Source organism: Edaphosphingomonas haloaromaticamans (genome assembly GCF_001853345.1).
Classification (GTDB): domain Bacteria; phylum Pseudomonadota; class Alphaproteobacteria; order Sphingomonadales; family Sphingomonadaceae; genus Sphingomonas_E; species Sphingomonas_E fennica.
The window spans coordinates 1,806,823-1,833,533 of the sequence record NZ_MIPT01000001.1; the positions used below are offsets into that span (position 1 = coordinate 1,806,823).

The following is a 26,711-nucleotide window of genomic DNA, read 5'->3' on the forward strand; positions in this document are numbered from 1 at the left end:
ATCGGGCGTGTCGGTTCCTAGGCCATGGTAACGATCGTCTTGCGGAAACGGGCCAGCGCGATGCCGAAGAACAGCCCGCCTATCACCATGATCGCAAGGAATTGTGGCCATACGACAGCAAGGTCGGCACCGCGATAGAGGATGGCCTGGGCCAGCTTCACGAAATGGGTGGTGGGGGCGGCCAGCATCACGTTCTGCACGAATTCGGGCATGCTTTCGCGCGGGGTGGTGCCGCCGGACAGCATCTGGAGCGGCAGCATCACCAGGATCAGCAGCAGCCCGAATTGCGGCATCGATCGCGCGACCGTGGCCATGAAGATGCCCATCGATGTGGTGGCGAACAGGTGGAACGCCGTGGCCAGCAGGAACAGCGCGACCGAACCTTCGATCGGCACATGGAGCAGCCCCCGCACGACCACCGTGAGCGAGAAGGCGCAGGCCAGCAGCACGACGAGCCCCATGGCCCAGACCTTGCCGGCCATGATCTCGAACGGGGTGACGGGCATCACCAGCAGATGCTCGATCGTGCCATGTTCCCGCTCGCGGATCAGCGCCGCGCCCGTCAGCACGATGGAAAGCATGGTGACGTTGTTGATCACCTCCATCACCGATCCGAACCAGCTTTGCGCCAGCGTGGGGTTGAAGCGCGCGCGCAGCTCCAGCGCCACCGGCGGCTGCGGATTGGCGCGGTAGCGCTGGATGAATTCGTTCACCTCGTCATTCACGATCTGCTGGACATAGCCGTTGCCGGTGAAGGCCTGGCTCATCCGCGTCGCATCGACGTTCAGCTGCACCGCCGGCTGGCGGTTGGCGAGCAGATCGCGCTGGAAGCCGGGCGGGATGTTGAGCGCGAAGGTATAGAGGCCCGCATCCATCCCCGGATCGATCTCGTTCTGCGAGATGATGAAGGGCTGGGTGAAATGCGGGGGATAGAAAGCGGCGACGATCCGCTGCGACAAGGGGGACTGGTCCTCGTCGACGATCGCGATCGGCGCCTTGTGCAGCGTTTCCGGCATGGCGGTGGCCGCCACGTAGATGCTGAAGGAAAAGGCCCAGGCGATCAGCGCGAGCATCATCGGATCGCGCCAGAGGCTGCGCAGTTCCTTGACGCCCAGCCGGAATATGTTGGCCGCCGCCATGCCTAGCGTTCCTGCTTGCGCAGCAGCACCACGCAGGCGGCCATCAGGACCGGGATCGCCAGCGCCAGCCCCAGCATCTGCGTATGCAGATCGCCGAAGCCCAGCCCCTTGGAAAAGACGCCCCGGCACACGGTTACGAAATGGGCGGTCGGGAAGATGCGGCCGATCAGGGCGCCGGCGCCCTCCAGCGAGGATACCGGGTTGATCAGGCCGGAAAACTGTATGGCCGGCAGCATCGTGCCGATGGCGGTCGCGAAGATCGCGGCGATCTGGCTGCGCATGAACACCGAGAACAGCAGGCCGATCGCGGTGGCCGATATGGTGTAGAGGAAGGCCGCGGCCGTCATCGCCAATATGTTGCCGGTGATGGGCACGCGGAAGATCGCCACCGCCAGGATCACCAGCAGCGCATAGTTGAGCATCGCCAGCGCGACATAGGGAAGCTGCTTGCCGATCAGGAATTCGATCCGGGTGATCGGGGTGACGTAGAAGTTGATGATCGATCCCAGCTCCTTCTCGCGCACCACGCTGAGCGCCGTCAGCATCGCCGGCAGCAGGAGGAGGAGGACGGGGATCACGGCGGGCGCGATCGCCACCAGGCTCTTCACGTCCGGGTTGTAGCGATAGCGGGTCTCGATATCGATCAGCCCGGCGCTTGGCCGCTCGCCCAGTTCCTGCAACGCCATGTCGCCCAGCCATTGGGCGTGCATCGCCTGCATGTAGCCCTGCACCGTTTCCGCGCGCTGCGGCATCGATCCGTCGATCCACGCGGCTATGGCCACCCTGTCGCCCCGGCGCAGATCGCGGGCGAAGCCGGGCGGAATCTCGATCGCGACGCTCAGCTCGCCGGCGCGCATCCGCCGGTCGAGCTGGTCGTAGTCGGTGACGGGCGGCCGTTCGACGAAATAGCGCGATCCGGCGAGGTTCAGCGCGTAATTCTGGCTGGTGACGGTGCCGTCGCGATCCAGCACGGCGAAGGACAGGTCCTCCACGTCCATGCTGATGCCATATCCCATGATGAACATCAGGATCACGCTGCCCACCAGCGCCAGCGTCGCCCGGATGGGATCGCGGCGCAGCTCCAGGCTTTCGCGCTGGGAGTAGCTCAGCATCCGCCGGATGCTGAAGCCGCCGATCCTGTCCTCGGGCGCGTGGGCGGCGGGCGGGGCGGATTGGGGGACGGCCTCCTCCGGCACGGCCGCGGCGGCTTCCGCTTCCTCCAGATAACCGATGAAGGCTTCCTCCAGCGTCGCCGCGTGCCGGCTTTCCACGATGCCCCTGGGCGTATCGCTCACCAGCACCTTGCCGGCATGCATCAGCGATATGCGGTCGCAGCGCTCCGCCTCGTTCATGAAGTGGGTGGAGATGAAGATCGTCACCCTGTCCTGCCGGGACAGGTCGATCAGGCTCTGCCAGAACTGGTCCCGCGCGATGGGATCGACACCGGATGTCGGCTCGTCCAGGATCAGCATCTCCGGCCGGTGGATCAGCGCCACCGCCAGCGACAGCCGCTGCCGCTGGCCGAGCGGCAGGGCATCGGGCAGGGCGTCCAGTATGTCGCTCAGCCCGAACCGGCTCGCCATCTCGTCCACCCGCGCCGGAATCTCGCTTGCCGGAACGCTGAAGAGCTGGGCGTGCAGCACCAGATTCTGCCGCAGGGTAAGCTCGCTGTAGAGCGAGAAAGCCTGGCTCATATAGCCGACGCGGCGGCGGGTGCCGATATCCTGGCTGTCCACCTCCTGCCCGAACAGCCAGGCCTGGCCCTCGGTCGCGGGCAGGAGCCCGGTCAGCATCTTCATCGTCGTCGATTTGCCGCAGCCGTTCGATCCCAGGAAGCCGAAGATCTCGCCGCGCTCGATGCGGAAGTTCACATGATCGACGGCGGTGAAATCGCCGAAGCGCTTGGTGAGGCCCTTCGCCTCGATCGCGACCTCATCCAGCCCCTCGCCGGTGCGCGGTGGGATGGTGACGGCATGATGGCCCCGGCGCTGCTCCTCCGGCAGCAGTTCGATGAAGGCCTGTTCCAGATTGTCCTTGCCGGTGCGTTCGTAAAGCTCGGCCGCCGTGCCGGTGGCCAGCACGCGGCCGGCATCCATCGCCACCAGCCAGTCGAAACGGGCGGCCTCCTCCATATAGGCGGTGGCGATCAGCACGCTCATGCCCGGCCGGTCGAGCCGGATGCGATCGATCAGGTCCCAGAATTGCGCACGGGAAAGCGGGTCCACGCCCGTGGTGGGTTCGTCCAGCAGCAGGAAATCGGGATCGTGGATCAGTGCGCAGCACAGGCCCAGTTTCTGCTTCATGCCGCCGGAAAGCTTGCCCGCCGGGCGATCGCGGAATCGCGACATGCCGGTGCTGGCGAGCAGATCGACGATCCGTTCCTCCCGCTCCGCCGCGTCCTGGCCGAACAGCCGGCCGAAGAATTCCAGATTCTCCGCCACCGAAAGCGTGGGGTAGAGATTCTTGCCCAGCCCCTGCGGCATATAGGCGATGCGCGGGCATATGGCGTTGCGGTGGCGGGCATCGGCCATGTCGCCGCCCAGCACGGTGACGGTGCCGGCCTGGATGATGCGCGATCCGGCGATCAGCGAGAAGAGGCTGGACTTGCCGACCCCGTCCGGCCCGATCAGCGCGACCATGCGCCCCGCCGGAATGTCCAGGTCGATGCCGTCGAGCGCTTTCGTGTCGCCGAAGCGCAGGCTCACCCCGGCCAGGCTTGCGACCGGCGGGTCAGGCGCGGTCGCGGGCGCCGTCATCGGCCGACATTGACCGCGAGATCGGCCGGCCATTCCGCCTTGGGGTCGATCCGCACATAGGCCATGCCGGGAAGGCCGGTCTTCACCTGGTTGATATGCTTCCTCAGCAAGGCGGGATCGATCCGGGCCTTCACCCTGAACATCAGCTTCTGCCGCTCGCTTTCCGTCTCGACCGTCTTGGGCGTGAACTGGGCGACATCGGCGACGAAGGAGACGCGGGCGGGGATCACATATTGGGATGCGGCGTCCAGCACGATCCGCGCCTCGCTGCCCACGCCCACGCGGCCCGCCACCGTTTCGGGCAGGAAGAAGGTCATGTAGACGTCCGTCAGGTTGACGACGTTCAGCACGCGGCCGCCGCCGGCCACCACCTCGCCCGGCTGGGCGACGCGATATTGCACGCGCCCGTCCGTCGGGGCCTTGAGGTCGCTGTCCGTGATGTCGGCTTCCAGCCGGCGGATGGTGGCGCGGGCGGCGTCGACATTGGATCGCGCGCCGATGACCTGCGACTTGGCCGTCAGGATCGCGGCGTCGACCGCCGCAAGCTGCGCGCGCGCCGCCTCCACGGCGGCATAGGCGCCTTCCACCTGGGCCTGATCGTCGTCACGTTCCTGCACGGCGGTGGCGCCTTCGCGCGCCAGCGTGGTCGATCGGGCGAGCCGCTTGCGCGCGGCGTTCAGCTCCGCCTCGCGCTGGCGGACCACCGCGAAGGCGGAGGCGCGATCGCCCTGGCGCTGGGCCACCTGCGTCTGGGCGACGTCGATCCCGTTCAGGGCCTGCTGCAACTGCGCTTCCGCTTCCGCCTTCTGCGCCTGCAGGACATCGGTATCGATCCGGGCGACGATCTGGCCGGCCTTCACATAATCGCCCTCGTCCACCGCGATCTCCGCCACGCGGCCCGGTGTCTTGGCGGAAATGTCGATCTCGGTCGCCTCGATGCGGCCGTTGCCGCCGACGATCCCTTCGGGAAGGCCGCCGGGGGCCGCCAGCTTCCACAGCAGCCAGGCGGCCAGCAGGATGACGGCAGCGATGCCGCCGCGGATGAGCCAGCGTCGATCGGGCATTTTCATCGGGGCTGATCCTCCTCGACGGAAGGCGATGGGGAAGGCGAGGGCGCGGGGGACGGCGGTGCGAAGGTCGCATCGTCCGCGAAGCCGCCGCCCAGCGCGGCATAGAGCGCGACGCCGCTGGCATAATAGCCGCGGCGAAGCTGGATCAGCGATTGCTGGGTGTCGAACAGGTCGCGCTGGGCGTCGAGCACCTCCAGATAGGCGGACCGGCCGTTGTCGAAGCGCAGCTGCGCCAGCCGCGCGCGCTCGCGGAGCGCCGCCACCATGTCGCGCGTGCTGGCGATCTGGGCGATGAGCTGGCGGCGCTGGACCAGCGCGTCGGAAACGTCGCGGAAGGCCTGCTGGATCACCTGCTCATATTCGGCGACGGCAACGTTGCGCCGGGCTTCGGCGGCATCGAGGCTGGCGGCGTTGCGGCCCGCGTTGAAGATGGGCAGCGTGATCGTCGGGCTGAAATTCCAGGATAGGCTGCCGTCGCCGAACAGGCCGTCCAGCTCGTTGCTGGCGGTGCCAAACGTGCCGGTAAGGTTGATGTTGGGGAAGAAGGCGGCCCGCGCCGCGCCGATATTGGCGTTGGCGGCGCGCAGGCGGTGTTCCGCCGCCACGATATCGGGGCGGTTGATCAGGAGGTCGGACGGCAATCCCGCCGGCAGCTCGCGGTTGCTGTCCGTTTCCGCCAGCCGCAGCGGGCCGGGGCGGAATTCCACGGGATGGCCTACCAGCAGCGCCAGCGCGTTGCGGTTGACCGCCTGGTCCTGGATCAACGCCTCGAGCGCGGTCTTCGCCTGGGCCAGCAGCAGCTGCGCCTGCGTCATCTCCAGCTTCGATCCGGAGCCGACCTCGTAGCGGCGGCGCATGATCCACAGCGATTTGTCGCGCGTCGTCACCGTATCGCGGGCAAGCGCGATCCGTTCCTCATATTCCCGTTCCAGCAGATAGCCGGTCGCCACCTGCGCGATCAGGCTCGTCGCCACGGCGCGGCGCGATTCCTCGGTGGAGAGGAATTGCTGCACGGCGGCTTCCTTCAGGTTGCGCAGCCGCCCCCAGAAATCGATCTCCCAGCCCGCGCTCAGCAGCGCCTGATATTGGCTGGCGGTGACGGGCCGGCCGATCAGCGAGAGGCCGGCCGGCGTGCGTCCGCGATTGCCGGCGGCCACCGCATCGACCTGCGGGTAGAGCGCGCTGCCCTGGATGCGGTAATTGGCGCGCGCTTCCTCCACCCGGCCGGCGGCGATGCGGATATCGCGATTATGGACCAGCGCCTCGCCGATCAGCCCCTGCAATTCGGGATCGCGGAAGAAATCGCGCCAGCCGATCCGGGCGATGCTCCCGTCGGACGCGGAGGTTGTCGAGAAACTGTCCGGCACCGGCATCGGCGGCTGCACATAAGGCGGCGCAAAGGAGCATCCGGCCAGCAGCAGCAAGCCGAGCGGCGCGAACCTGCCCATCCGCCCGGCGGGCGATGCAGATGTGCCCCGGCGGGGGCCGGGCGCATGGTCGATCGTCAGTCCGTCCGCAACCGATACAGCTCGCGCCATGCCTGCCAGGTCCCCACAGGAGTTTGGCTTTCAACGACTTGGAGACGATAGTTTGTGTTGCGCACCATATCTCATCGGCGGCGCATGTCCAATCGCGGGCAGGGCCGGTGGCCGTCGTGATGGAGAGGCGGCCGCCAAAAAGACGGCGATCGGCATGGCATCGCGCGATCCGCTGGGCTAGGTCGGCGCGGACTCGATTCACGGAAGAGCGAATATGGGACAGGAAACCCGCTTCACCATCACCCCCCACCCGTCGCCCGTCGCGGCGGACGAGCGGGCCGTGCTGCTGGAGAATCCCGGCTTCGGCCGCGTGTTCACCGATCATATGGTCACGGTGAAATGGACGTCCGACAAGGGCTGGCACGACGCGCAGGTAGGCGCGCGCCGGCCCTTCCAGCTCGATCCCGCGGCGGCGGTGCTGCATTATGCCCAGGAAATCTTCGAGGGCATGAAGGCCTATCGGCTGGCGGACGGATCGGTCACGCTGTTCCGGCCGGACGAAAATGCCCGCCGCTTCAATGAATCGGCGGCGCGCATGGCGATGCCGGACGTGCCCGAGGAGCTGTTCCTGGCGGCGATCGAAAGCCTCGTGGAAATCGACCGGGGCTGGATTCCGGGCGGCGAGGGCAGCCTCTACCTGCGCCCCTTCATGTTCGCGAGCGAGCCGTTCCTGGGCGTGCGGCCGGCATCCGAATATATCTTCTGCGTCATCGCCTGCCCGGTCGGCGCCTATTTCAAGGGCGGCGCCAAGCCGGTGACGCTCTGGGTGTCGGACGATTATACCCGCGCGGCCCCCGGCGGCACCGGCGCGGCCAAGTGCGGCGGCAATTATGCGGCCAGCCTCGTCGCGCAGGCGGAAGCCTCGCGCCATGGCTGCGACCAGGTGGTTTTCCTCGACGCGGCCGAGCATCGCTGGGTCGAGGAGCTGGGCGGCATGAACATCTTCTTCGCGATGGACGACGGCAGCCTGGTGACGCCGCCGCTCGGCACCATCCTGCCGGGCATCACCCGCAAGTCGCTGATCACGCTTGCCCGCGATGCCGGCATCGTCGTGCAGGAACAGCCTTATTCCTTCGATCAGTGGCAGGCGGATGCGGCATCCGGCCGCCTACGGGAAGCGTTCGCCTGCGGCACCGCCGCCGTGGTCGCCGCGATCGGCGAGGTGCGGCATGCCGGCGGCTCCTTCCTGATCGGCGACGGCGGGACCGGCCCCCTCACCACGCGGCTGCGCGAGGAGCTTGTGGGCATCCAGCGCGGCACCCTGGCCGATACGCGCGGCTGGCTTCGCCGGGCCTGAGCGGGCGTTTGCGGACGGGGAGGGCGCCCGCAAACGGCGCCACCCCCGTCCCCGATCGTTATCCGGCCAGCGCCGGCACGAACATCGCCTGCAGTTGCCGGCAGGCCAGCGACGGGCGGACCGGCCGGATCATCCATAGCCGGCTCAGCGTGTCGTTCCCCGCCAGGGGGCGATAGACCAGGCTGTCGAGGTGGATCACGCTCAGCGACCGGGCGAGGAAGGTGATCCCGAAACCGGCGGAAACCAGGCCCAGCAGCGTGGCGATGCCGCCGCTTTCCTGGATCACGCGCGGCTCGAAGCCGGCGGCGCGGCACATGCGGATCAGCTGCTCGTTGAACCCCGCGCCCAGCCGCCGTTCGTAGAGCACGAAGGATTCCTCGGCGAGGTCGGCCACCGCCACGGTGGCGCGATCGGCCAGCGGATGATCGCGCCGCATCGCCACCACCATCTCCTCCTCCAGCATCAATGTCGCCATCAGCCCGTGCGAAAGCTCGGGCGGCTCCGGGCTGCGGACGAAGCCCATGTCGAGGTCGCCCTCCGCCAGCGCTTCCAGCTGCGCCTCCAGCGACAATTCGCGCAGGTCGAGCCGGATCGCCGGATAGGCCTGGCGGAATCGGAAGAGCGCGCTGGCGACCGCAGGCACGAAAAGCACGGAACTGAGCAGGCCGAGCGCCAGCTCGCCGATCTCGCCGCGGGCGGCGCGGCGGGCCACCTCGGCGGCATGGTCCGCCTGCTGCAGCGCCTTGCGCGCTTCGGGAAGGAATATCTCGCCCGCCTCGGTCAGCCGCACGCGGCGGCTGGTGCGTTCGAACAGGGCCACGCCCAGCTCGTCCTCGAGCGCGCGGATCTGCTGGCTCAACGGGGGCTGCGATATGCCGAGCTGGGTTGCCGCGCGGCCGAAATGCAGTTCCTCCGCCACGCGGACGAAATAGCGGAGATGGCGGAGGTCCAATTCATTCGCCTTTGATATCAATCATGCCGAATTTGATATTAGACGCGAAAATTGCAATGGTGCATCGCGTCATCGGATGCGTGACCGCCTTGGGGAGGCGGCGACCAGCCCTGTCGGTTCAACGGTTTAGACCCGTTCGACAGTGAAGCGCGCCCATGATCCGTCCGCCCAATCGGGCTCAAAGCAGGTGCAGGGCGCGCCGTTCGCGGCGTTCGTCCGTTCGGAGAAACTGGATGATAGGCATTGTCCGGGTCGCGCTGGGAAGGCCGCTGACGTTCATCGTCATGGCGCTCCTGATAGCGATCATCGGCATCCTCGCGGCGCTGCGCACGCCCGTGGATATCTTTCCGAACATCCGCGTGCCGGTGATCGCGGTCGCCTGGCAATATGCCGGCCTTTCGCCGGACGAGATGTCCGGCCGCATCATCACGCCCTATGAGCGCGTGCTGACGACCACGGTGAACGATATCGAGCATATCGAAAGCCAGTCGATGCAGGGCATCGGCATCGTGAAGATCTTCTTCCAGCCGGGGGCGGACATCCGCACCGCGACCGCGCAGGTCACCTCCATCTCGCAGACGGTGCTGCGCCAGATGCCGCCGGGCATCACGCCGCCGCTGATCCTGAACTACAACGCCTCCACCGTGCCGATCATCCAGCTCGCCATGTCGGGCAAGGGGATGAGCGAGCAGCAGCTGTTCGACCTCGCGCAGAACCAGATCCGCCCGCAGATCGTGACCGTGCCGGGCGCCGCCATGCCGTTCCCGTCGGGCGGCAAGCAGCGCCAGGTGCAGGTCGATATCGATCCCCAGGCGCTCCAGTCCAAGGGCCTTTCCGCGCAGGACGTGGGCAATGCCATCGCCGCGCAGAACCAGATCAACCCCGCCGGCTTCGTGAAGATCGGCAGCTATCAATATGCGGTGAAGCTCAACAACGCGCCGGGCACGATCGAGGAGCTCAACAACCTGCCGGTGAAGGTGGTGAACGGCGCCACCGTCTATATGCGCGACGTCGCCTATGTGCGCGACGGCAATTCGCCGCAGACCAACGTCGTCCATGTCGAAGGCCGGCGCTCGGTGCTGATGACAGTGCTGAAGAACGGCGCCACCTCCACGCTCGCCATCGTCCAGGGCGTGAAGGATCGGCTTCCCGCCATCGCGGCCGGCCTGCCCGATACGCTGAAGATCCAGCCGATCGGCGATCAGTCCCTGTTCGTGAAGGCGGCGGTTTCCGGCGTGGTGAAGGAAGGCGCGATCGCGGCCGCGCTCACCTCGCTGATGATCCTGCTGTTCCTGGGATCGTGGCGCTCGACCGTCATCATCGCCATCTCGATCCCGCTGGCGGTGCTGGCGGCGGTGGCCCTGCTTTCCGCCACGGGGCAGACGCTCAACGTGATGACGCTGGGCGGGCTGGCGCTCGCCGTCGGCATCCTCGTCGACGACGCGACCGTGACGATCGAGAATATCAACTGGCACCTGGAACAGGGCAAGGGCGTGATCCAGGCGATCCTGGACGGCGCCGCCCAGATCGTGACGCCCGCCTTCGTCTCGCTGCTGTGCATCTGCATCGTCTTCGTGCCGATGTTCTTCCTGCCGGGCGTCGCGGGCTTCCTGTTCGTGCCGATGGCGCTCGCCGTGGTGTTCGCGATGATCGCGTCCTTCATCCTCTCGCGCACGCTGGTGCCGACGATGGCGATGTATCTGCTGAAGCCGCACGCGCCCGGCGAGGATACGCATGCCGCCGGTTCTCCGACCTCGCGCAATCCGCTGGTCCGCTTCCAGCGCGGGTTCGAGGCGCGGTTCGAAAAGGTCCGCGCCGGCTATGGCGGGCTGCTGGAGCGGGCGATGCGTTCGCGCAAGCCCTTCATGATCGGCTTCATGGCGGTGGTCCTGCTGTCCGGCCTGCTGCTGCCGTTCCTGGGCAGCAACTTCTTCCCCAGCGTGGATTCGGGCCAGATCATGATCCACGTCCGCGCGCCCGTGGGATCGCGGATCGAGGACAGCGCCGCCCAGTTCGAACGGATCCAGCACCGCATCCGCCAGCTTATTCCGGCTTCGGAGCTGCGCTCCGTGGTCGACAATATCGGCCTGCCGGTCAGCGCCATCAACACCGTCTACAGCAATTCGGGAACGATCGGCCCGCAGGACGGCGACATATTGATCGCGCTGGAGGAGCATCATCGCCCCACCGAACAGCATGTGGCGACGCTGCGGCGCGAACTCGCCCGCAGCTTCCCGGGCACGACCTTCGCCTTCCTGCCGGCGGACATCACCAGCCAGATCCTGAACTTTGGCGCGCCGGCGCCGATCGATATCCAGGTCACGGGCCGCAACCAGGCGGACAATGCCGCTTATGCCGCCAGGCTGCTGCGGGCGATCCGCACCATTCCGGGGCTGGCCGATGCGCGCATCCAGCAATCGGCGCGCTATCCGCAGCTCAACGTCGATGTCGATCGCACGCGGATCGGCCAATATGGCCTGACGGAGCGCGACGTGACGACCAGCCTCGCAAGCTCGCTCGCCGGCACGTCGCAGACGGCCCCGGTCTTCTTCCTGAACCCGGAAAACGGCGTCTCCTACGCCGTCGTCGCCCAGACGCCGGAATATCGGGTGGGATCGATCGCCGATCTCCAGAGCATCCCCGTCACCGGCCCGAACGCCACGGTGCCGCAGACCTTGGGCGGCATCGCCACGGTGCGGCGTTCGAACACGACGCCGGTGGTCAGCCACTACAACATCCAGCCGATGGTCAACATCTTCGCTGCCCCGCAGGGCCGCGATCTGGGCGCCGTCGCCGGCGATGTCGAGCGTGCGATCCAGAAGCTGGAGAAGGAAAAGCCCCAGGGCGTCACGGTCACGATCCGCGGCCAATATGCCACGATGAACGCGGCCTTTTCCGGCCTCGGCTTCGGTCTCGTCGGCGCGATCCTGCTGATCTACCTGCTGATCGTCGTCAACTTCCAGAGCTGGCTCGATCCGTTCGTCATCATCATGGCGCTGCCGGGCGCGCTGGCCGGCATCATCTGGACCCTGTTCGCCACCGGCACCACGCTTTCGGTGCCGGCGCTCACCGGCGCGATCATGTGCATGGGCGTGGCGACGGCGAACTCGATCCTGGTGGTCAGCTTCGCGCGCGAGCGGCTGGCGGAGCTGGGCGATTCCACCGCCGCCGCGATGGAGGCGGGCCTCGTCCGCTTCCGCCCCGTGCTGATGACGGCGCTGGCCATGATCATCGGCATGCTGCCGATGGCGCTGGGCCTGGGCGAGGGGGGCGAGCAGAACGCCCCGCTCGGCCGCGCGGTGATCGGCGGTCTCGTCGTCGCCACCATCGCCACATTGTTCTTCGTCCCCACTGTCTTCAGTTTCGTCCACCGGCATGGCCGCGTGCAGGACCGGTCCAAGGAGCTAGAACCCGCGCATGTCTGAGGAAATCGAGAGCCGGAAGCTGAAGCGCGTCGGTATCGGCGCGGCCGTCGCGGCGCTGGCCGTGGTCGCCATCGGCATCTCCGCGCGCACCATCACGGATAGCCGCCTGAAGGAGGTGGCCGCCGAGGCCGCGATCCCTTCCGTCGATGTCGTGCGCCCCACGCCGTCGGGAGACGGCACCGGGGTGGTGCTGCCAGGCAGCATCCAGGCCTTCAACAGCGCGGCGATCTATGCCCGCACCAACGGCTATGTCCGCCGCTGGACGGCCGATATCGGCGATAATGTCGCCGCCGGGCAGACCTTGGCGATCCTCGACGCGCCGGAGGTCGATCAGCAGCTCGCGCAGGCCGAGGCCGATTATCAGACGGCGCTGGCCAACCAGGCGCTTGCCCGCACCACCTCCACCCGCTGGGCGGCGCTGGTCGGGCAGGATGCGGTGTCGCGGCAGGAGGCGGACGAGAAGGCCGGCGATTATGCCGCCAAGACGGCGCTCGCCAACGCTGCGCGCGCCAATGTGAACCGCCTGCGCGCATTGCAGGGCTTCACCCGGCTGACGGCGCCGTTCGCCGGCATCGTCAGCAGCCGATCCGCCCAGATCGGCGCGCTGGTGGTGTCGGGCAATGCCGCCGCCCAGCCATTGTTCACCGTTTCCGACGTGCATCGCATGCGCGTCTATGTCCGCGTGCCGCAGGGGCTTTCGGCGCAGATCAGGCCCGGCATGCACGCGTCGATGACGTTGCCCGAATATCCGGGCCGCACCTTCGACGCGGTTCTCCAGCGCACCGCCGATGCGGTGGATACGCAATCGGGCACCGTCCTTGTCGAGCTTCAGGCCGACAATCCCGATCGCGCGCTGAAGCCCGGCGCCTATGCGCAGGTCAGCTTCCCGGTCCGCGCGATCGCCGGCAGCTTCCGCCTGCCCGCCAGCACTTTGATCTTCGGCGAAAAGGGGCCGACGGTCGCGATCGTCGATGCGTCGAACAAGGTCACCATCCGGCCCGTCGTCGTCGGCCGCGACGAAGGGCGCGAGGTGGAGGTGACGTCCGGCCTCGCCGGAACGGAGCGCATCATCGATACGCCGCCCGATGCCGTGCAGAACGGCGATCATGTCCGCGTCAATGCAGAGGCCGCGCCGGGGAAGGATGCCGGCAAGGCCAAGGCGCCGGCCAAGGCGGATGCGCGCCGTGGCTGATCGCGTGGCGGCGCTCGCCGCGCTGGCGCTGCTCGGCGGCTGCTCGCTCGCGCCGGATTATGAACGGCCGGCCACCGTGGCCCCGGTCGCCTATAAGGAACTGCCCGCCGGCTGGACCGAGGCCAGCCCGCAGGATGCGGCGCCGCGCGGCGATTGGTGGGCGGTCTTCGGCGATCCGGTGCTCGATGGATTGCAGGGCCGGTTGAACGAGGCCAGCCCCACGCTGGCGGCGGCCGTCGCGCGCTACGATCAGGCGCAGGCGGCGGCGCGGGCGGCGGGCGCGGATCGCTTTCCCGAACTCAGCGTCGGCGGCGATGCCTCGCGCCAGCGCGTCTCCGCGCGCCGTCCGCTCGCCAGCGACAAGGCGATCTACAACGATTTTTCGGTCGGCGCGGCGCTCGATTACGAGCTCGATCTCTGGGGCCGGGTGCGCAACTCCGTGCGCGCGGGCAAGGCGGATGCGGAAGCGAGCGCCGCCGATCTCGCCTCGGCGCGGCTCAGCCTCCAGGCGGCGCTGGCGGACGCCTATTTCCGCCTGCGCGGGCTCGATGCCGAAGCCGCGTTGCTCAAGGATACGGTCGAGGCTTTCGGCCGCGCCCTGGAGCTGACGAATACGCGCCACGATGGCGGCATCGCCTCGGGGCTCGACGTCAGCCGCGCGCGCACGGTCCTCTCCGATGCCAGGGCGCAGATATCCGCCATCGCCAACGAACGGGCGGCGACCGAGCATGAGATCGCCGCGCTGGTTGGCGAGGTGGCGTCCGGCTTCTCCATCGCGCCCGCCGATCCCCCGCGCGAGCCGCCGGCCATCGCATCCGGCGCGCCGTCCGATCTGTTGCAGCGCCGGCCCGATATCGCCGCGGCCGAACGGCGTGTCGCCGCCGCCAATGCGCGGATCGGCGTGGCGCGCGCGGCGCTGTTCCCGTCGATCACGCTGGGCGCCGGCGCCGGGTTCGAGGCCGCGCACGGCTCGCTGCTCAGCTCGCCGGCCAGCTATTGGGCGCTGGGGCCGCTGTCCGCCGTGCTGTCCATCTTCGATGGCGGCCGCCGCAGGGCAGAGGTGCGGATCAGCCGCGCCCAATATGATGAGGTCGCCGCCGATTACCGGGCCACGGTTCTGGCCGCCTTCCGCGAGGTGGAGGATGGGCTGGCGGCCGTGCGGACGCTCGCCACCCAGGCCGGGGATCAGCAGGCGGCCGCCGTGGCGGCGGCCCGCACGCGCGATCTGGCGCTGATCCGCTATCGCGAGGGCGCATCCGATTATCTGGAGGTGGTGACGGCGCAGACGGCGGCGCTCGATGCCGAACGCGCGGCGATTTCCGTGCAGACCCTGCGGATGCGGGCGGCCGTGGCGGTGGTTCGCGCCACCGGCGGCGGCTATCCGGCCTGAATGGCGATTGGTCCTAAGCCCGTTCCGGGCCTTACCGAAGTTTCATGTGCCCGCCACGCCCCGGCGGGATGATGGCTGGCACATAGGGGGCATCACCCGGCCCGGCTCGATCGGACAATGGGCCTGGGTGGATGTTGGAGTTGCCCCCATGCAGATTACCAAGCGTCTCCTTGCCGCGCCGCTGCTGGCCGGATTTGCCGTCGCGATCATCGCCGGCCCGGCCAGCGCCGCAACCACTGCCGCCGCCGCGAAGCCTGCCGCCGCCGCCAAAACCGTGCAGCACAAGGCCGCCAAGCCCGCGGCCAAGGCGAATGCCGCGAAACCGAAGAAGGCGAACTGAATCGCGGACGGCGGGTCCGCGCTGCCAGCGATCGTCGCGCCGATCCGCCCCGCCTCCGGCCCCGAATTTCCCCCTTGTCCTGGGGCCGGATATGCCCGGTCGACGTCCTCTTGCCCAGAACCAGCGTCGACCGGGCCTTTTTCCTTACTCCACGTGGATGGCCGTGTAGGGGATCTGGATATAATCCAGCACGCTGCCCGCCGCGCGACCCACGCGCGATTGCGGCGACTTGAAGAAAAGCTCCTTCAAATTAAGGCCCACGCCGAAGAATATCCTGCGCCTCGGGTCCTCGCCCTTGGCCTTGTCCTTGGCGGTGAAGCCCGAGGCGTGATAGCCGACATGCAGTTCCACGAAGCGCCAGGGCGTCTCGCGGAACTGATCGAAGCCCGCCAGCGTCAGCGCCAGCATGAAGCGCTGCTGCTCGTAATGCTCCTTGCCCTTGAAGGTGTAGATGTCCGAATTGGGCATCAGCAGCAGGCGGAAATCCAGCTTGTCCTTCAATCCCGGAACGGTGTTGCGCAGCACCGAAAAGGCCGCGCCGCCGGTGTTGAACAGCACGTCCTGGATGGAAAATCCGCTGCTCACCTTATGCGCGTCATATAGCTCGCTATAGATCATCAGGCCCGATGCCAGCACGGCGGCGGTCAGCGCCCCGCTGGATCGATCGCCGCTCTTCCGCCCTATCCGGGCATTGAGCAGCTCCGCCAGCAGGTAGGAATTATAGGCGTGGGTCAGCTTGTCGACGCCCAGGTTGGTGGTCGATTTGCCGAACCAGCCTTCGTCCTGGAAGTGGAAGGACGTGGTTTCATGGGTGACGGCGATCTGGGTGATCGTCATGTAGGCGGCGATGCCCGCGACTTCCCATTTCACCGCGCCCACCTGCTCGCCGAAGCTGTCGTAGCGGCTGTTCCGCACCGGCGCAGCCGATTCCCCGGAAGGGGTGGGGCCATAGATCGCCACCGGTTGCGGGGGCGGCGCATCCCCCGCCGGCTGGCCGTCGCCGCCGGCAAGCGGGGCCGGCCCCTCCAGCCTGTAGTCGATGTCGACGATATCTTCGGCCTGCGCCAGGGTGGGGCAGGCGAATGCCGCCAACCCCAGCAACAGGATATCGGAAGGCAGGCGGTTGGCGCGACTTTTCAACCGGGCATCCAGCCAGCGTCTCGTTTGCGCCAAACACCCCTCCGATTCATTGCTGCAAACCACTGAACATATGGCCGCTTTGTTTGATCCGTGGAATGATCGGCGGCTCATGCGGCGCCTTCCGTGCGGCGATATGTTCAGCCGGGGAGACGAATCTCCACCTCGAAGCCGCCGGCCAATCCGTCCGGGTCGCTTTCCAGCCGTATTTCCCCCCCGTGCAGGCGCGCGACGGCCGAGACCAGCGACAGCCCCAATCCGGCGCCACCGATATGACGGGCGGGGTCGAGCCGCCCGAACCGGCGGAGCGCCTCCGCGCGATGTTCCGGCGGGATGCCGGGGCCGCTGTCCGCCACGCCGATCGCGATGCCGTCCGGCGTGCGTCGCGCGCGCAGCCGGATGGGGCCGGGCCGCGCATATTTCATCGCATTGTCGACGAGATTGGCGAGCGCCTGTCCCAGCAATTCCCGATGGGCGCGGATCGCCATGTCGCCCTGGGCATCCCATTCCAGCCTGAAGCCATGATCCTCGGCCACGGGGCCGTAGACCTCCGCGATATCCGAAAGCATCGCCGCGACGTCGACATCGGTGAAGCGGTCCCGGCCGATGCCGGCCTCGGCCCGGCTGATCTGCAGCGCCGTGCCCAGCATCGCCAGCAGCGTTTCGGCCTCGTTGGCCACGGATTGCAGCGCCGTCGCCTGCATATCGTCGCCGGTCTCCGCGATCGCGCGTTCCAGGCCGGCCTTCAGCCGGGTCAGCGGCGATCGCAGGTCGTGCGCCAGCCCGTCCGTCACGATCCGCAATTCGGTGACGAGCGTTTCGATCCGGTCGAGCATGGCGTTGATGCCGGCGGCCAGCGTCTCGAACGCATCGCCTGATCCGTCGAGCGGGATGCGCCGCGAAAGATCCCCCGTCCGCACCGCCTGCACGGTCGTGGCGATGCGAGCGATCCGCCCGTCGACCACCCGCGCGGCCAGCATCGCCCCCAGCAGCGCGATGGGCAGGGCCAGCAGCAGCACGCTGGCCATCGCCTCCTCCACCGTGGCCCGCAACTGCAGGCTTCCCTCGACGACATGGCCGGCCAGCAGCAGCGATCCGTCCGCCATCCGCGATGCGGATACGATCATCCGTTCCGGCCGGTCTGAATCGACGCGATAGAGCGTTATCGCCCGCCATTCCCCATCCGGCTTCACCCCCGGCGGCCATGCGCCCAGATTGCCGGCCAGCTCCCGGCCCCCGCCATCGGCCACCAGCACCACCACGTCATCCCCCGGCGAACGGGCGATGCGGGCCTGCGCGCGTGCCTTCAGGGCCGGCAGCCCGCCCTCGTCGAAGCTGGCGGCAAGATCGCCGCGCAGCTCATCGGCGATATCCACGGATAGCTGGCGCAGCTCGCCCGCCGCGATATGCTGGACGGCCAGCAGCAGCAGCACCGAAGAACCGATCTGGAGCGCGAATACCAGCGCGACGAAGCGTATGGTGGAGGATCGCAGGAAGTTGCGCGGCCGCACCCCTCAGCCGTCCGCGCCCAGGCGGTAGCCGGCGCCCCGCACCGTATGCAGCAGCGGACGATCGAATCCCTCGTCGATCTTCTTGCGCAGCCGGCTGATATGCACGTCGATCACGTTGGTGCCGGGATCGAAATGATAATCCCACACGCCTTCCAGCAGCATGGTGCGCGTCACCACCTGGCCGCGATGGCGCAGCATATATTCCAGCAGGCGGAACTCGCGCGGCTGCAGGTCGATGCCGGTTCCGCCGCGCCGCACCTTGCGGGACAGGAGGTCCATTTCCAGATCGTCGCAGGCGAGCCGCGTTTCGGGCGCGGTTCCGCTTCCGCGCCGGCGCAGCAGCAGGTTCAGGCGGGCGTGCAGCTCGGCGAAGGCGAAGGGCTTGGTGAGATAGTCGTCCGATCCCGCCGTCAGCCCCGCGACCCTGTCGTCCACCGATGCCAGCGCGGAAAGGATCAGCACCGGCGTCTCGATGCCGGCGGCGCGCATCGCGCCCAGCACCGCCATGCCGTCCATGCCCGGCAGCATGCGATCGAGGATGATGGCGTCGTAACGGCCGTCGGTGGCGTGGAACAGGCCGTCGCGGCCATTATCCGCCTGGTCGACGGTGAAGCCGGCCTCCACCAGCCCCTTCACGATATAGGATGCGGCCGCCTGATCGTCTTCAATGACGAGGATCTTGTGTGTCACCGCAGCCATGCCCCAGTCGAACCAGCCTGATATCGTAGAATTGCATACCACGACGCATACGCAACGATACTATTCCCGGAAATTGCGCGCCGGCCATGCGCGTCAGGGCGCTGAGCGTCTCGACATGCCGGCCGTCGATGCTTTCCACCAGATCGCCCACGCGCACTCCCATCCGCTGGGCCTGCCCGCCGGAACGCAGGCTGGTGACGGCCAGGGCGTGGAGGGCGGCGATCGGCTCCAGCGTCAGGCCCGGCAGCGGCGCGGCGGCGGCGTAAGGCTGCGCGTCGTCCCGGCAGGCGCCGGCGGCAGGTGCCGTCATCCAGTGGCCGATCAACGCCGCCGCCGCGAGGGCGAGCATCGCCGCCGCAGCCACGATGATCAGCCGATCCCGTATCGGGCCTGATAAGGAGGAGCCAAGCATGCCCGCCACGCTAGCCGCCCCCAAATGGCGGCCAGATGATGCGCAAATGACAGATCGGTCATGTGACGGCCGGCAGGCTCGCGCCCTAACCCAGGGGCGCCGCCGGCAAATTCGCAACCCTACCTGTTCGCTCCGTTCGGTTGCCCTCCGCGCCTGCTGCCCCGATCCGGCCTTTTCTGCGCGACCATCCCGAGCTTGCGACCGCCATGGTATCCGGCCAGTCCGCTAATGAGCCGAAAAGGGTGAAACCAGCCCATCATTCATAGTCTGGAGACGACTCCATTTATTATCCCTCCCCGATGCAAACGCGTTTTACGGAAAAGATGCCCCCGAGCATCAAGTCGCCATTTTCGAGCAGCGTGGTGATGCCACCATAGGCATTCCAGCGGCGGCTATCGTCGGGGAACTCCCATCGCGCGCGCTCCTCGCCGGTCTCCCAATCAAGACCGAGATAAACGTAATTCCCATCCGCCTTGGAAGCCATATAGATCATTGATGTCGCCGCTGAGATCACCGGCACCATCACATCGGTGTTGTCGATTTCGGAGTTGATCCAGCTGCTTTCAAACGCATGCTTTTCGCTGTCCCACTCGAACTTTTGGGCGCCTTTCGCGGCCGGCCGCGTGAGGCCGCCAGTAAAGGTATCGCCGAAAATGTCGGCCACTGGCTGAGGAAAGCTGCAGTTGAGGACGATCACGCCCGTGCCCAAAACTTCAGGCGAAGGTTCAATTGTCACCTTCGAGATAGCGATGCGGATTTGGTCGGCAATCCGCCGCGACTTCGTGCCGGGCTTCTGCTGGAAACCGTCGGGGATTGTATCGCGCCAGAAGGCAACAAGATTGGTGCCTTCAGGGTCACCGTCGGCGATAATCACTAGTTTGTCATCGCCGTCCTCGAACCCCATCAGCACGGGGGTCGTTCCTGACCCGCCCGATTGAGTAAGTGAACCCGCCGCTGTCGCCTGCTCACGCGACATGGTGTTGTATTCACTGCGCCACCCGCCATCGGCCTCGTCATAGGAAAGTTTTGAGCCGGTCCAGACGATCTTGTGCATGTGCCGGGATGTCACGACGTAGAGACCCGTTTCGTCGAAGCAGACGCTGTTCTCAACTGGCTCGCCGTCGAACGACAGGCTCCCCAGCGGCTTGAGATCGCGGTCAAGCAGCAACATGTGACCATAGGCCATCGCGGCGATGTGTCCGTCATAAAGCTGTGCTGCGACGACGAGGTGCGTACCCTCGGGCAGATGCTCGGCCAGATCGGCCACCTGAAGGATGCGAAGCGGCTTCGCCGGATCATTGTCGTCGGTGCTTTTGAGGATCTTGGTCGCAGCAAAGGCCGCATAGTGGCACCCGTCGCGATCGATGAAGCCGTACGCACCATTGGCCATGAGCTTGCGGGAAAAGTTCAGCTCCTCAGCCTGCTTGGTAAGTGCGACGATCTTCGCATCGTCGCGCGCGCGTGCCGCCGCGTCGAGTTGCGCGATCAGCCCTTCCAACGCAGCGTCGGTAGATTGCTCCGGCAACTGCTCCATGCCCGGATAAGGAAGGATTGAGACCAGCTCAAACTTGTCGCCTGTCGCGTCGATCTTTCGGATACCGTCGGTACAGCCGGCGATTACGATTGTGCTGTCGCCAATCTTCTTCACCGTGGGGTTGGAAGTGAACGGCAGCATCACTGCCTTTACATCCGACGGGACAAGTTTGCGGCCCTTCGTTGGCCCAGCATGGGGGACAGAGTCCGTGGCGCCGGGATTGAAATGCGCCATCGGGTAGACGCTATCGGTCAGATACGGGTTGCGCGCCGGGAAGCTTGCAGTGGCTGTGTGATGATGGGGCAGTGCGTGATCCTCCTTTGTCGCATCGCGCATCGTTCGGATAGCGACGAGCGCCGACATCACGAGATCGATAAAGTTCGTCCGCCCAACTCTGGCGTGCGCCAACATAGCCTTGTCGACAAAGTGCGTAACTAGGGCGGACCCTTAGAAGGGGTGAGTGCGGACCCTTGCGATAAGGCAATTACGCCTTGAACGGATGGCGGCTTCCGGATTGCTCGGGTGCCTCCTAGGACGCCGATAAGTCGTCGTATCCTGATAGGCGGGATTTCGGCGGAATCCACGGGAAGCTGCCTGTCACGTATCGGTGCGCCGATTGTCGAGAATGCGCCAGTTCGGCGCCACCTTTCAATGACGACGCCGTCGAAGGAAGCGGACGGCAATCTGAGCCCTCTCCTGCTTTCGCGGGAGAGGGCTGGGTGAGGGGGTTCTTCCTTCAACCATCTGAAACAAGAAGAAGACCCTCATCCACCCACCGCCTGCTGCGGCGCGCGCGCCTTCTCCCGCGAACGGGGGAGAAGGCCGCTATGCTGGAACGTCCAACTGTCCGCCCCCCAGCAAACAGGGCCTGCCACGGCCATTCAGGGCGCAGGCGTGGAGTGGCCCAATCTAAAGCCAGCCCATCGCGCGATAGCTCTGCGCGGTTGCCTTCAGGCCTGCCGGCGTTTCCACCAGTGGCCGCCAGATCGTTGCCGGCGGGCGGGCGTGGGGGCCGCACACCCAATCGGGGTGGCAGAAATAGCGCACGCGATCGGGTGTCAGCTTGGCGGCCTTGCCGCGCACGAGGCCGTCGGCCAAGGCGCCGAGGCGCAGCAGGGAGGCGGGCAGGGCGATAGTCCTTACCGGACGGCCCACCGCATTCCCCAGCGCCAGCGCGAAATCGCGATGGCTCCAGCCGCCGGCCACGCCGTCATCCGGTTCGTATATATGGCCCGCGGCCTCGGGCGCGTCGACCAGATCGAGGAGAAGGCGGGCAAGGTCGCTCGCCTCGATCACCGAAAGGCAGCCGGCGGGGGGCAGCGCGACGAAGCCCCTGGCGGCCATCCTGAACATTTCCAGCATCTCGCGATCGCCGGGGCCATAGACGGCCGGCGGGCGGACGATCGTCCATGCCAGTGCGGAGGCGGCGACCGGCTTTTCCGATTCGGCCTTGGACCAGCCATAATCGGACAGGTCCGGTTCCCGCGCGGCGAGGGAGGAGACATGGATGAAGCGCGCCGCACCCGCCGCTTGCGCGGCCGCCAGCATCGCTTCGGTTCCCGCGATATTGTCGGCGGCGAAGGCGGCCCGATCGGGCGCGTTGATGACGCCGGCGATGTGGATCACCGCGCGGGCGCCGTCGCAAAGGCGCGCGAGCGCGTCGCGGTCGTCCAGCGTGCCGGCCACCCATTCCACGCCGGGCGCGGGCGGTTGCGCCCTGCGGGTCAGCGCCCGCACGGCCACGCTCCGTTCGGCCGCGATCCGCAGCACGTGCCCGCCGACGAAGCCGGTGCCGCCGGTGATGGCGATCGGCACCCTCGCGTCGCTCACAGCAGGACCATATGGGTGCGATGGACCAAAGCGGCGCGCGGCGCGTAGCCGAGCAGCGCCTCCAGCGCGTCCGATCGGCGGCCGACGATGCGGGCCGCGTCCGTGGCGTCATATTCGGCAAGGCCGCGTGCGACGGGGGCGGAATCCGGGCCGATAATGTCCACCACGTCGCCGCGTTCGAACCGGCCTTCCACGGAAACGGCGCCCGCCGGCAGCAGGCTGCGGCCGTTGCCGAGCGCCTCGGCCGCGCCGGCATCGACGTGGATGGAGCCCCTGGCCGTCAGGCGGCCGGCCAGCCAGGCCTTGCGGGCCGATGCGCCGCGCTCCGCGACGAAGACGGTGCCGCGCCCGCCCGCCGCGAAGGCGGCGAGGGGGCGTTCCACCTTGCCCGATATGATCGCCAGATGCGCGCCGGCGCTCATCGCGATCCGGGCGGCCTCCAGCTTGGATATCATGCCGCCGGAACCCATGCCCGAAGCCGATCCGCCATCCGCCATCGCCCGGATGCGCGCGTCGATGCGCGTCACCTCGGCCACCAGCTCGGCATCGGCGTGGCGGTGGGGATTGGCGGTATAGAGCCCGTCGATATCCGAAAGCAGGATCACGCCGCGCGCGGCCGCCGCCTGGCCGATCCGCGCGGCAAGCCGGTCATTGTCGCCGAACCGGATCTCCTCGGTCGCCACCGAATCATTCTCGTTGATGACGGGCACCACGCCCAGCGCCATCAGCCGGTCGAGCGTGGCGGATGCGTTGAGGTAACGGCGGCGATCTTCCAGATCGTCCAGCGTCACCAGCATCTGCGCCGCCGTGAGGCCCCGTTCGCCGAGCAGCTCGGCCCAGCAGTGCGAAAGCGCGATCTGGCCCGTTGCCGCGGCCGCCTGCGCGTCCTCCAGGCTGGCGCGCCCGCCCTTGGGAAGCCCCAGCCGCCGCGCGCCGAGCGCGATCGCGCCGGATGATACCACCGCCACGCGCTGCCCGGCGGCGATCCTGTCGGCGATGTCGGCCACGACGCCCGCCATCCACGGCCGCCGCACTTCGCCCGACGGATCGACCAGCAGGGCCGATCCGATCTTCACCACCAGCCGGGGGCACGCATCGGGTGCGAAGCGCGCGGCCGCGCCCTTCAGATCGGCGACCATTCGGATGCTTCTCCCCCGTCCTCGCCGGCGGGGCTGGCCTCCTCCAGCGGGCCGATCGCCTCGACCAGCCGGTCCAGCACCGCCTCCACGCCGGTTCCGGCCGCGCCCGAAAGCAGCAGCACGTCCTCCCCGTCCGCCGCCTTCTCCAGCTTCTTGCGGAGCTTCGTCAGCGTCTTTTCATCGACCGCGTCGATCTTGTTCAGCGCCAGCACCTGCGGCTTGTCCGCAAGGCCGGCGCCATAGGCGTCCAACTCCTCGCGGACGATGTGATAAGCCTCCACCGGGTCCTCGCCGCTGGCGTCGATCAGGTGCAGCAGCACGCGGCAGCGTTCGATATGGCCCAGGAAGCGATCGCCGATGCCCGCGCCGTCGGCCGCGCCCTCGATCAGGCCGGGAATGTCGGCGATCACGAATTCGCGGGCGTGGCGGGTGACGACGCCGAGCTGCGGGCGCACGGTGGTGAAGGGATAATCCCCCACCTTGGCCTTGGCGTTGGTCACGGCGTTGATGAAGGTGGACTTGCCGGCATTGGGCAGGCCGACCAGGCCGGCATCGGCCAGCAGCTTCAGCCGCAGCCACACCCAGGCTTCCTCATAGGGCCAGCCGGTGCCGTGCTGGCGCGGCGCGCGGTTGGTGGAGGTCTTGTAGCTGGCGTTGCCGCGCCCGCCGTCGCCGCCGCGCAGGAACACGTGGCGCTGGCCGGGGGCGGTGAAGTCCAGCAGCACCGTCTCCTTGTCCTCGGAAAGCACCTGCGTTCCCACCGGCACCTTGATGACGAGGTCCTCGCCGCCCGCGCCCGTGCGATTCGATCCGGCGCCGCCCTTGCCGCGGGGCGCGCGGAAATGCTGGGTGTAGCGGAAGTCGATCAGCGTGTTCAGGCCGGCCACCGCTTCGAACACGATATCGCCGCCCTTGCCGCCGTTTCCGCCGTCAGGGCCGCCATATTCGATGAACTTCTCGCGCCGGAAGCTCACGGCACCGGGGCCGCCGGCGCCTGAGCGGACGTAGATCTTGGCTTGGTCAAGGAAATGCATGGTCGCGCATATAGCGAATAAGCGGAAAACGTCACCCCGGCTGAGTCGTTTCCTTGTCCTTGCCGGCGAAGGAGAGGATCTGGGCCAGCGCCATTTCGCGCGCCGTGCCGCGCGGCAGGCCCAGCGCCTCGGCCATGGCCTCCCCCATCAGGGCGTCGCCGAGCGCCGAAAGCGTGAGCGCGAGCGTTATGGCGTGGACGGGGCGGTCCTCATGCGGGCCGAGCTCGTCCACCAGACGGTGGATGGCGCCGACGATCGGGTCCAGCGCGGCGCGATCCCCGGACAGGATCATCCAGGATGCGAGCGCGCCGGCCCCTTCCTTGTCGAAGGCGTCGAAGGTGAGGTCCACGATCTCGCGCGGGTCCGCCTCGCCGGCGCGGGCGCGCAGCACCACGGCGCCGATCTGCGCCGTTATCCGGTCCGCCATGCTGGCGGCCAGCGCCTGCTGCAGCCCGGCGGCCGATCCGAAATGATGCAGCAGATTGGCGTGGGTGCGGCCGATCCTGGCGCCCACCGCCTTCAGCGTCACCGCCTGGGGGCCTTGTTCGATCAGCAGCAGGCGGGCCGCCTCCAGCGCGGCAAGGCGGCTGTCTTCGGCGCTCAATCTGGGTCGTATTATTGACATTGATGTTAGTAGCCTTATCCTGCACCCGGATCAGGGAGGCGCGGATGACCAGAACGCCGACGGACCTTACCATCACCCCCCGCGACCGCCGCTTCGGTCGCGGTCTCTCCATGGATCGCTGGTGGCTGGCCGGCGATCCGGTTGCAACCGCATTCTACAATTGCCTTTCGGCCACCTTTCCCAAGGGGGAGGGTTTCTTCATCGATAGCGTGCGCCAGTTCCGCGAAGGCACGCCGCCCCGGCTGGCCGGCGAAATCGCCGCCTTCACGAAGCAGGAGGTGATGCACACGCGCGAGCATGTCGCCTTCAACCGCCGCGTTACCGATGCCGGCTACGATGTGACCCGGCTGGAGGCGGCGGTGGATCGCCGGCTGGCGCTGGTCCGTTCCAAGCCGCCGATCGCCAGCCTTGCCGCGACGATGGCGCTGGAACATTTCACCGCGATCCTGGCGCATGAGCTGCTCGCCGATCCGCGCCACCTGGCCGGCGCCGATCCCGATGCCGCGGCGATGTGGCGCTGGCACGCGATGGAGGAGATCGAGCATAAGGGCGTCGCCTACGATACCTGGCTGCATGCGACGCGCAACTGGCCCCGCTTCAGGCGCTGGTCGGTGAAGGCTAAGGTGATGATGCTCGTCACCCGCAACTTCACGGTCGATCGCACGCGCGGCATGATCGATCTGCTGCGTCAGGATGGGCTGTCTGGCCCGCGCATCTGGGCGCGGATGTTCTGGTTCGCCTTCGTCCGGCCCGGCATGATGCGGCGCATCTTCGCGTCCTGGCTCGCTTTCTTCCTGCCCGGCTTCCATCCGTGGAGGCATGATGATCGCGCGCTGATCGATCGCGGCGAATCGAAAGCGGGGGCAGGGAACGCCGTTCTGGCGCGCTGATCCATCGCGCAGGCCGGCATGGCCGGCGCATGAAAAAGGGGCGGGCGACTCAGGTCGCGCGCCCCTTTTTTCCGGGCATCTGGATCAGGCGGCAAGCGCCGGGTTGGAGCTTTCGCCCTCGGCGCCGGCCTCGCGGACGAACCGCGCGCAGGCGACCTCGCGCCGCCGGGCGACGCTGCGGCGCATGAACACCTCGCCCGTCGGCCGGAATCCCAGCTTGTAGAGGACGTTGCGGGATGCCGGATTGTCCAGGAAGTGGCTGGCCGTCAGGCGCGGGATGCGCAGGGTGTGATCGGCGGTGGCGACCACGGCGCGCGCCGCCTCGGTCGCGAAGCCGAGTCCCCAATAAGGCCGCGCGATCCAGTAGCCGAGCTCGATCGTGCCGGTCTCGTCGCCATGATCTTCCCGGGCCAGGCCGATCCCGCCGATCAGGCGCGGCGTGCCATGGGTGCGCGCGAAGATCAGATAATCGGGCAGGGCCGCGTCGCGGGCGGCGCCCACGAAGCTCCGCGCATCCTCCAGCCGGTAGGGCCAGGGCGCCTTGGCGAGGTTGCGGACGACGGTCTCGTCGCCGATCGCCGCGTGCAGCGCATCGGCATCCTCATCCCAGGCTGGCCGCAACAGCAGCCGTTCGGTACGTGCAAACATAGAGAAGCCTCTCCCTCGGCTTGTGCAACGCCTCTGCCCGCAAAGGGTTACAAGGCGACGACAGTTTTCTGAGGGAGACAGCAAAAAGGGAGGCGGTGCGACCCGTCTCCCTCACGGTCCGTCTACAGGACCTTCCGGGTCGCCCACTGGACG

At 67.6% G+C, this 26,711-nt stretch carries 21 protein-coding genes; 6 read left to right on the top strand and 15 right to left on the bottom strand.

Features of this window, described 5'->3' with window-relative positions:
• Nucleotides 1-17: 17 nt before the first annotated feature.
• From BHE75_RS08260 to BHE75_RS08275, 4 genes are read right to left on the bottom strand one after another with little or no spacing between them, the layout of a single operon-like run.
• Complete coding sequence (locus BHE75_RS08260; RefSeq protein ID WP_070933591.1) at nt 18-1,139, bottom strand: ABC transporter permease; 1,122 nt, start codon at nt 1,137-1,139, stop codon at nt 18-20.
• A gap of 2 nt (nt 1,140-1,141) precedes the next feature.
• Nucleotides 1,142-3,895 (bottom strand): ribosome-associated ATPase/putative transporter RbbA, encoded by a 2,754-nt coding sequence (gene rbbA, locus BHE75_RS08265; RefSeq protein ID WP_015460127.1) that lies wholly within the window; start codon nt 3,893-3,895, stop codon nt 1,142-1,144.
• Entirely contained in the window at nt 3,892-4,965 is a 1,074-nt protein-coding gene (locus tag BHE75_RS08270; protein WP_070933592.1) for an HlyD family secretion protein, read from the bottom strand. The genes rbbA and BHE75_RS08270 overlap by 4 nt, the downstream gene beginning before the upstream one ends.
• Nucleotides 4,962-6,503, bottom strand: a complete 1,542-nt coding sequence (locus BHE75_RS08275) for an efflux transporter outer membrane subunit (RefSeq protein WP_254684397.1) — start codon at nt 6,501-6,503, stop codon at nt 4,962-4,964. The genes BHE75_RS08270 and BHE75_RS08275 overlap by 4 nt, the downstream gene beginning before the upstream one ends.
• Nucleotides 6,504-6,717: 214 nt before the next feature.
• Here BHE75_RS08275 and BHE75_RS08280 point away from each other — a divergent pair, with 214 nt between their 5' ends.
• Entirely contained in the window at nt 6,718-7,800 is a 1,083-nt protein-coding gene (locus tag BHE75_RS08280) for a branched-chain amino acid aminotransferase (RefSeq protein ID WP_015460130.1), read from the top strand.
• Between the two features lie 58 nt (nt 7,801-7,858).
• Here the strand turns inward: BHE75_RS08280 and BHE75_RS08285 are convergent, their stop codons facing one another.
• Entirely contained in the window at nt 7,859-8,752 is an 894-nt protein-coding gene (locus BHE75_RS08285) for a LysR substrate-binding domain-containing protein (protein WP_015460131.1), read from the bottom strand.
• Nucleotides 8,753-8,985: 233 nt separating this feature from the next.
• On the opposite strand from BHE75_RS08285, the gene BHE75_RS08290 reads away from it, so the two are divergent.
• From BHE75_RS08290 to BHE75_RS24415, 4 genes are all read left to right on the top strand, one after another.
• Nucleotides 8,986-12,177, top strand: a complete 3,192-nt coding sequence (locus tag BHE75_RS08290) for an efflux RND transporter permease subunit (RefSeq protein WP_015460132.1) — start codon at nt 8,986-8,988, stop codon at nt 12,175-12,177.
• Entirely contained in the window at nt 12,170-13,369 is a 1,200-nt protein-coding gene (locus tag BHE75_RS08295) for an efflux RND transporter periplasmic adaptor subunit (RefSeq protein WP_015460133.1), read from the top strand. Before BHE75_RS08290 ends, BHE75_RS08295 begins: the two co-directional genes overlap by 8 nt.
• Entirely contained in the window at nt 13,353-14,759 is a 1,407-nt protein-coding gene (locus BHE75_RS08300; RefSeq protein ID WP_015460134.1) for an efflux transporter outer membrane subunit, read from the top strand. Before BHE75_RS08295 ends, BHE75_RS08300 begins: the two co-directional genes overlap by 17 nt.
• A 148-nt stretch (nt 14,760-14,907) precedes the next feature.
• The gene (locus BHE75_RS24415) at nt 14,908-15,099 is read left to right on the top strand and encodes a hypothetical protein (protein ID WP_070933594.1); all 192 of its coding nucleotides are present in this window, start codon (nt 14,908-14,910) and stop codon (nt 15,097-15,099) included.
• Nucleotides 15,100-15,243: 144 nt separating this feature from the next.
• On the opposite strand, the gene BHE75_RS08310 is transcribed toward BHE75_RS24415, so the two are convergent.
• The 9 genes from BHE75_RS08310 to BHE75_RS08350 form a co-directional block, all read right to left on the bottom strand.
• Nucleotides 15,244-16,239 carry a YfiM family protein gene (locus BHE75_RS08310; RefSeq protein WP_254684398.1) on the bottom strand — a complete coding sequence of 332 codons (996 nt, stop codon included), beginning with the start codon at nt 16,237-16,239 and terminating at the stop codon, nt 15,244-15,246.
• 137 nt (nt 16,240-16,376) lie between these two features.
• Nucleotides 16,377-17,747: a sensor histidine kinase gene (locus tag BHE75_RS08315; protein ID WP_070933595.1), complete on the bottom strand. Its 1,371-nt coding sequence runs from the start codon at nt 17,745-17,747 to the stop codon at nt 16,377-16,379.
• A gap of 3 nt (nt 17,748-17,750) precedes the next feature.
• The gene (locus BHE75_RS08320; RefSeq protein ID WP_015460138.1) at nt 17,751-18,437 is read right to left on the bottom strand and encodes a winged helix-turn-helix domain-containing protein; all 687 of its coding nucleotides are present in this window, start codon (nt 18,435-18,437) and stop codon (nt 17,751-17,753) included.
• Entirely contained in the window at nt 18,412-18,858 is a 447-nt protein-coding gene (locus BHE75_RS08325; RefSeq protein WP_051128757.1) for a PDZ domain-containing protein, read from the bottom strand. The genes BHE75_RS08320 and BHE75_RS08325 overlap by 26 nt, the downstream gene beginning before the upstream one ends.
• A 286-nt stretch (nt 18,859-19,144) precedes the next feature.
• The gene (locus tag BHE75_RS08330) at nt 19,145-20,755 is read right to left on the bottom strand and encodes a hypothetical protein (protein WP_254684399.1); all 1,611 of its coding nucleotides are present in this window, start codon (nt 20,753-20,755) and stop codon (nt 19,145-19,147) included.
• A gap of 546 nt (nt 20,756-21,301) precedes the next feature.
• On the bottom strand, nt 21,302-22,207 hold the full coding sequence (locus tag BHE75_RS08335; RefSeq protein WP_070935638.1) for an NAD-dependent epimerase/dehydratase family protein: 906 nt from the start codon (nt 22,205-22,207) through the stop codon (nt 21,302-21,304).
• An 11-nt stretch (nt 22,208-22,218) separates the two neighbouring features.
• A complete protein-coding gene (proB, locus tag BHE75_RS08340; protein WP_015460142.1) occupies nt 22,219-23,361 on the bottom strand; it encodes a glutamate 5-kinase in 1,143 nt (380 codons plus the stop codon).
• Nucleotides 23,346-24,395 (bottom strand): GTPase ObgE, encoded by a 1,050-nt coding sequence (gene obgE / locus BHE75_RS08345; RefSeq protein WP_070933597.1) that lies wholly within the window; start codon nt 24,393-24,395, stop codon nt 23,346-23,348. The genes proB and obgE overlap by 16 nt, the downstream gene beginning before the upstream one ends.
• Nucleotides 24,396-24,426: 31 nt before the next feature.
• Nucleotides 24,427-25,020: a TetR family transcriptional regulator gene (locus BHE75_RS08350; protein ID WP_041864976.1), complete on the bottom strand. Its 594-nt coding sequence runs from the start codon at nt 25,018-25,020 to the stop codon at nt 24,427-24,429.
• Nucleotides 25,021-25,064: 44 nt separating this feature from the next.
• On the opposite strand from BHE75_RS08350, the gene BHE75_RS08355 reads away from it, so the two are divergent.
• Entirely contained in the window at nt 25,065-25,910 is an 846-nt protein-coding gene (locus tag BHE75_RS08355) for a metal-dependent hydrolase (protein ID WP_070933598.1), read from the top strand.
• A gap of 84 nt (nt 25,911-25,994) precedes the next feature.
• Here the strand turns inward: BHE75_RS08355 and BHE75_RS08360 are convergent, their stop codons facing one another.
• On the bottom strand, nt 25,995-26,558 hold the full coding sequence (locus BHE75_RS08360; protein ID WP_015460146.1) for a GNAT family N-acetyltransferase: 564 nt from the start codon (nt 26,556-26,558) through the stop codon (nt 25,995-25,997).
• Between the last annotated feature and the right edge of the window lie 153 nt (nt 26,559-26,711).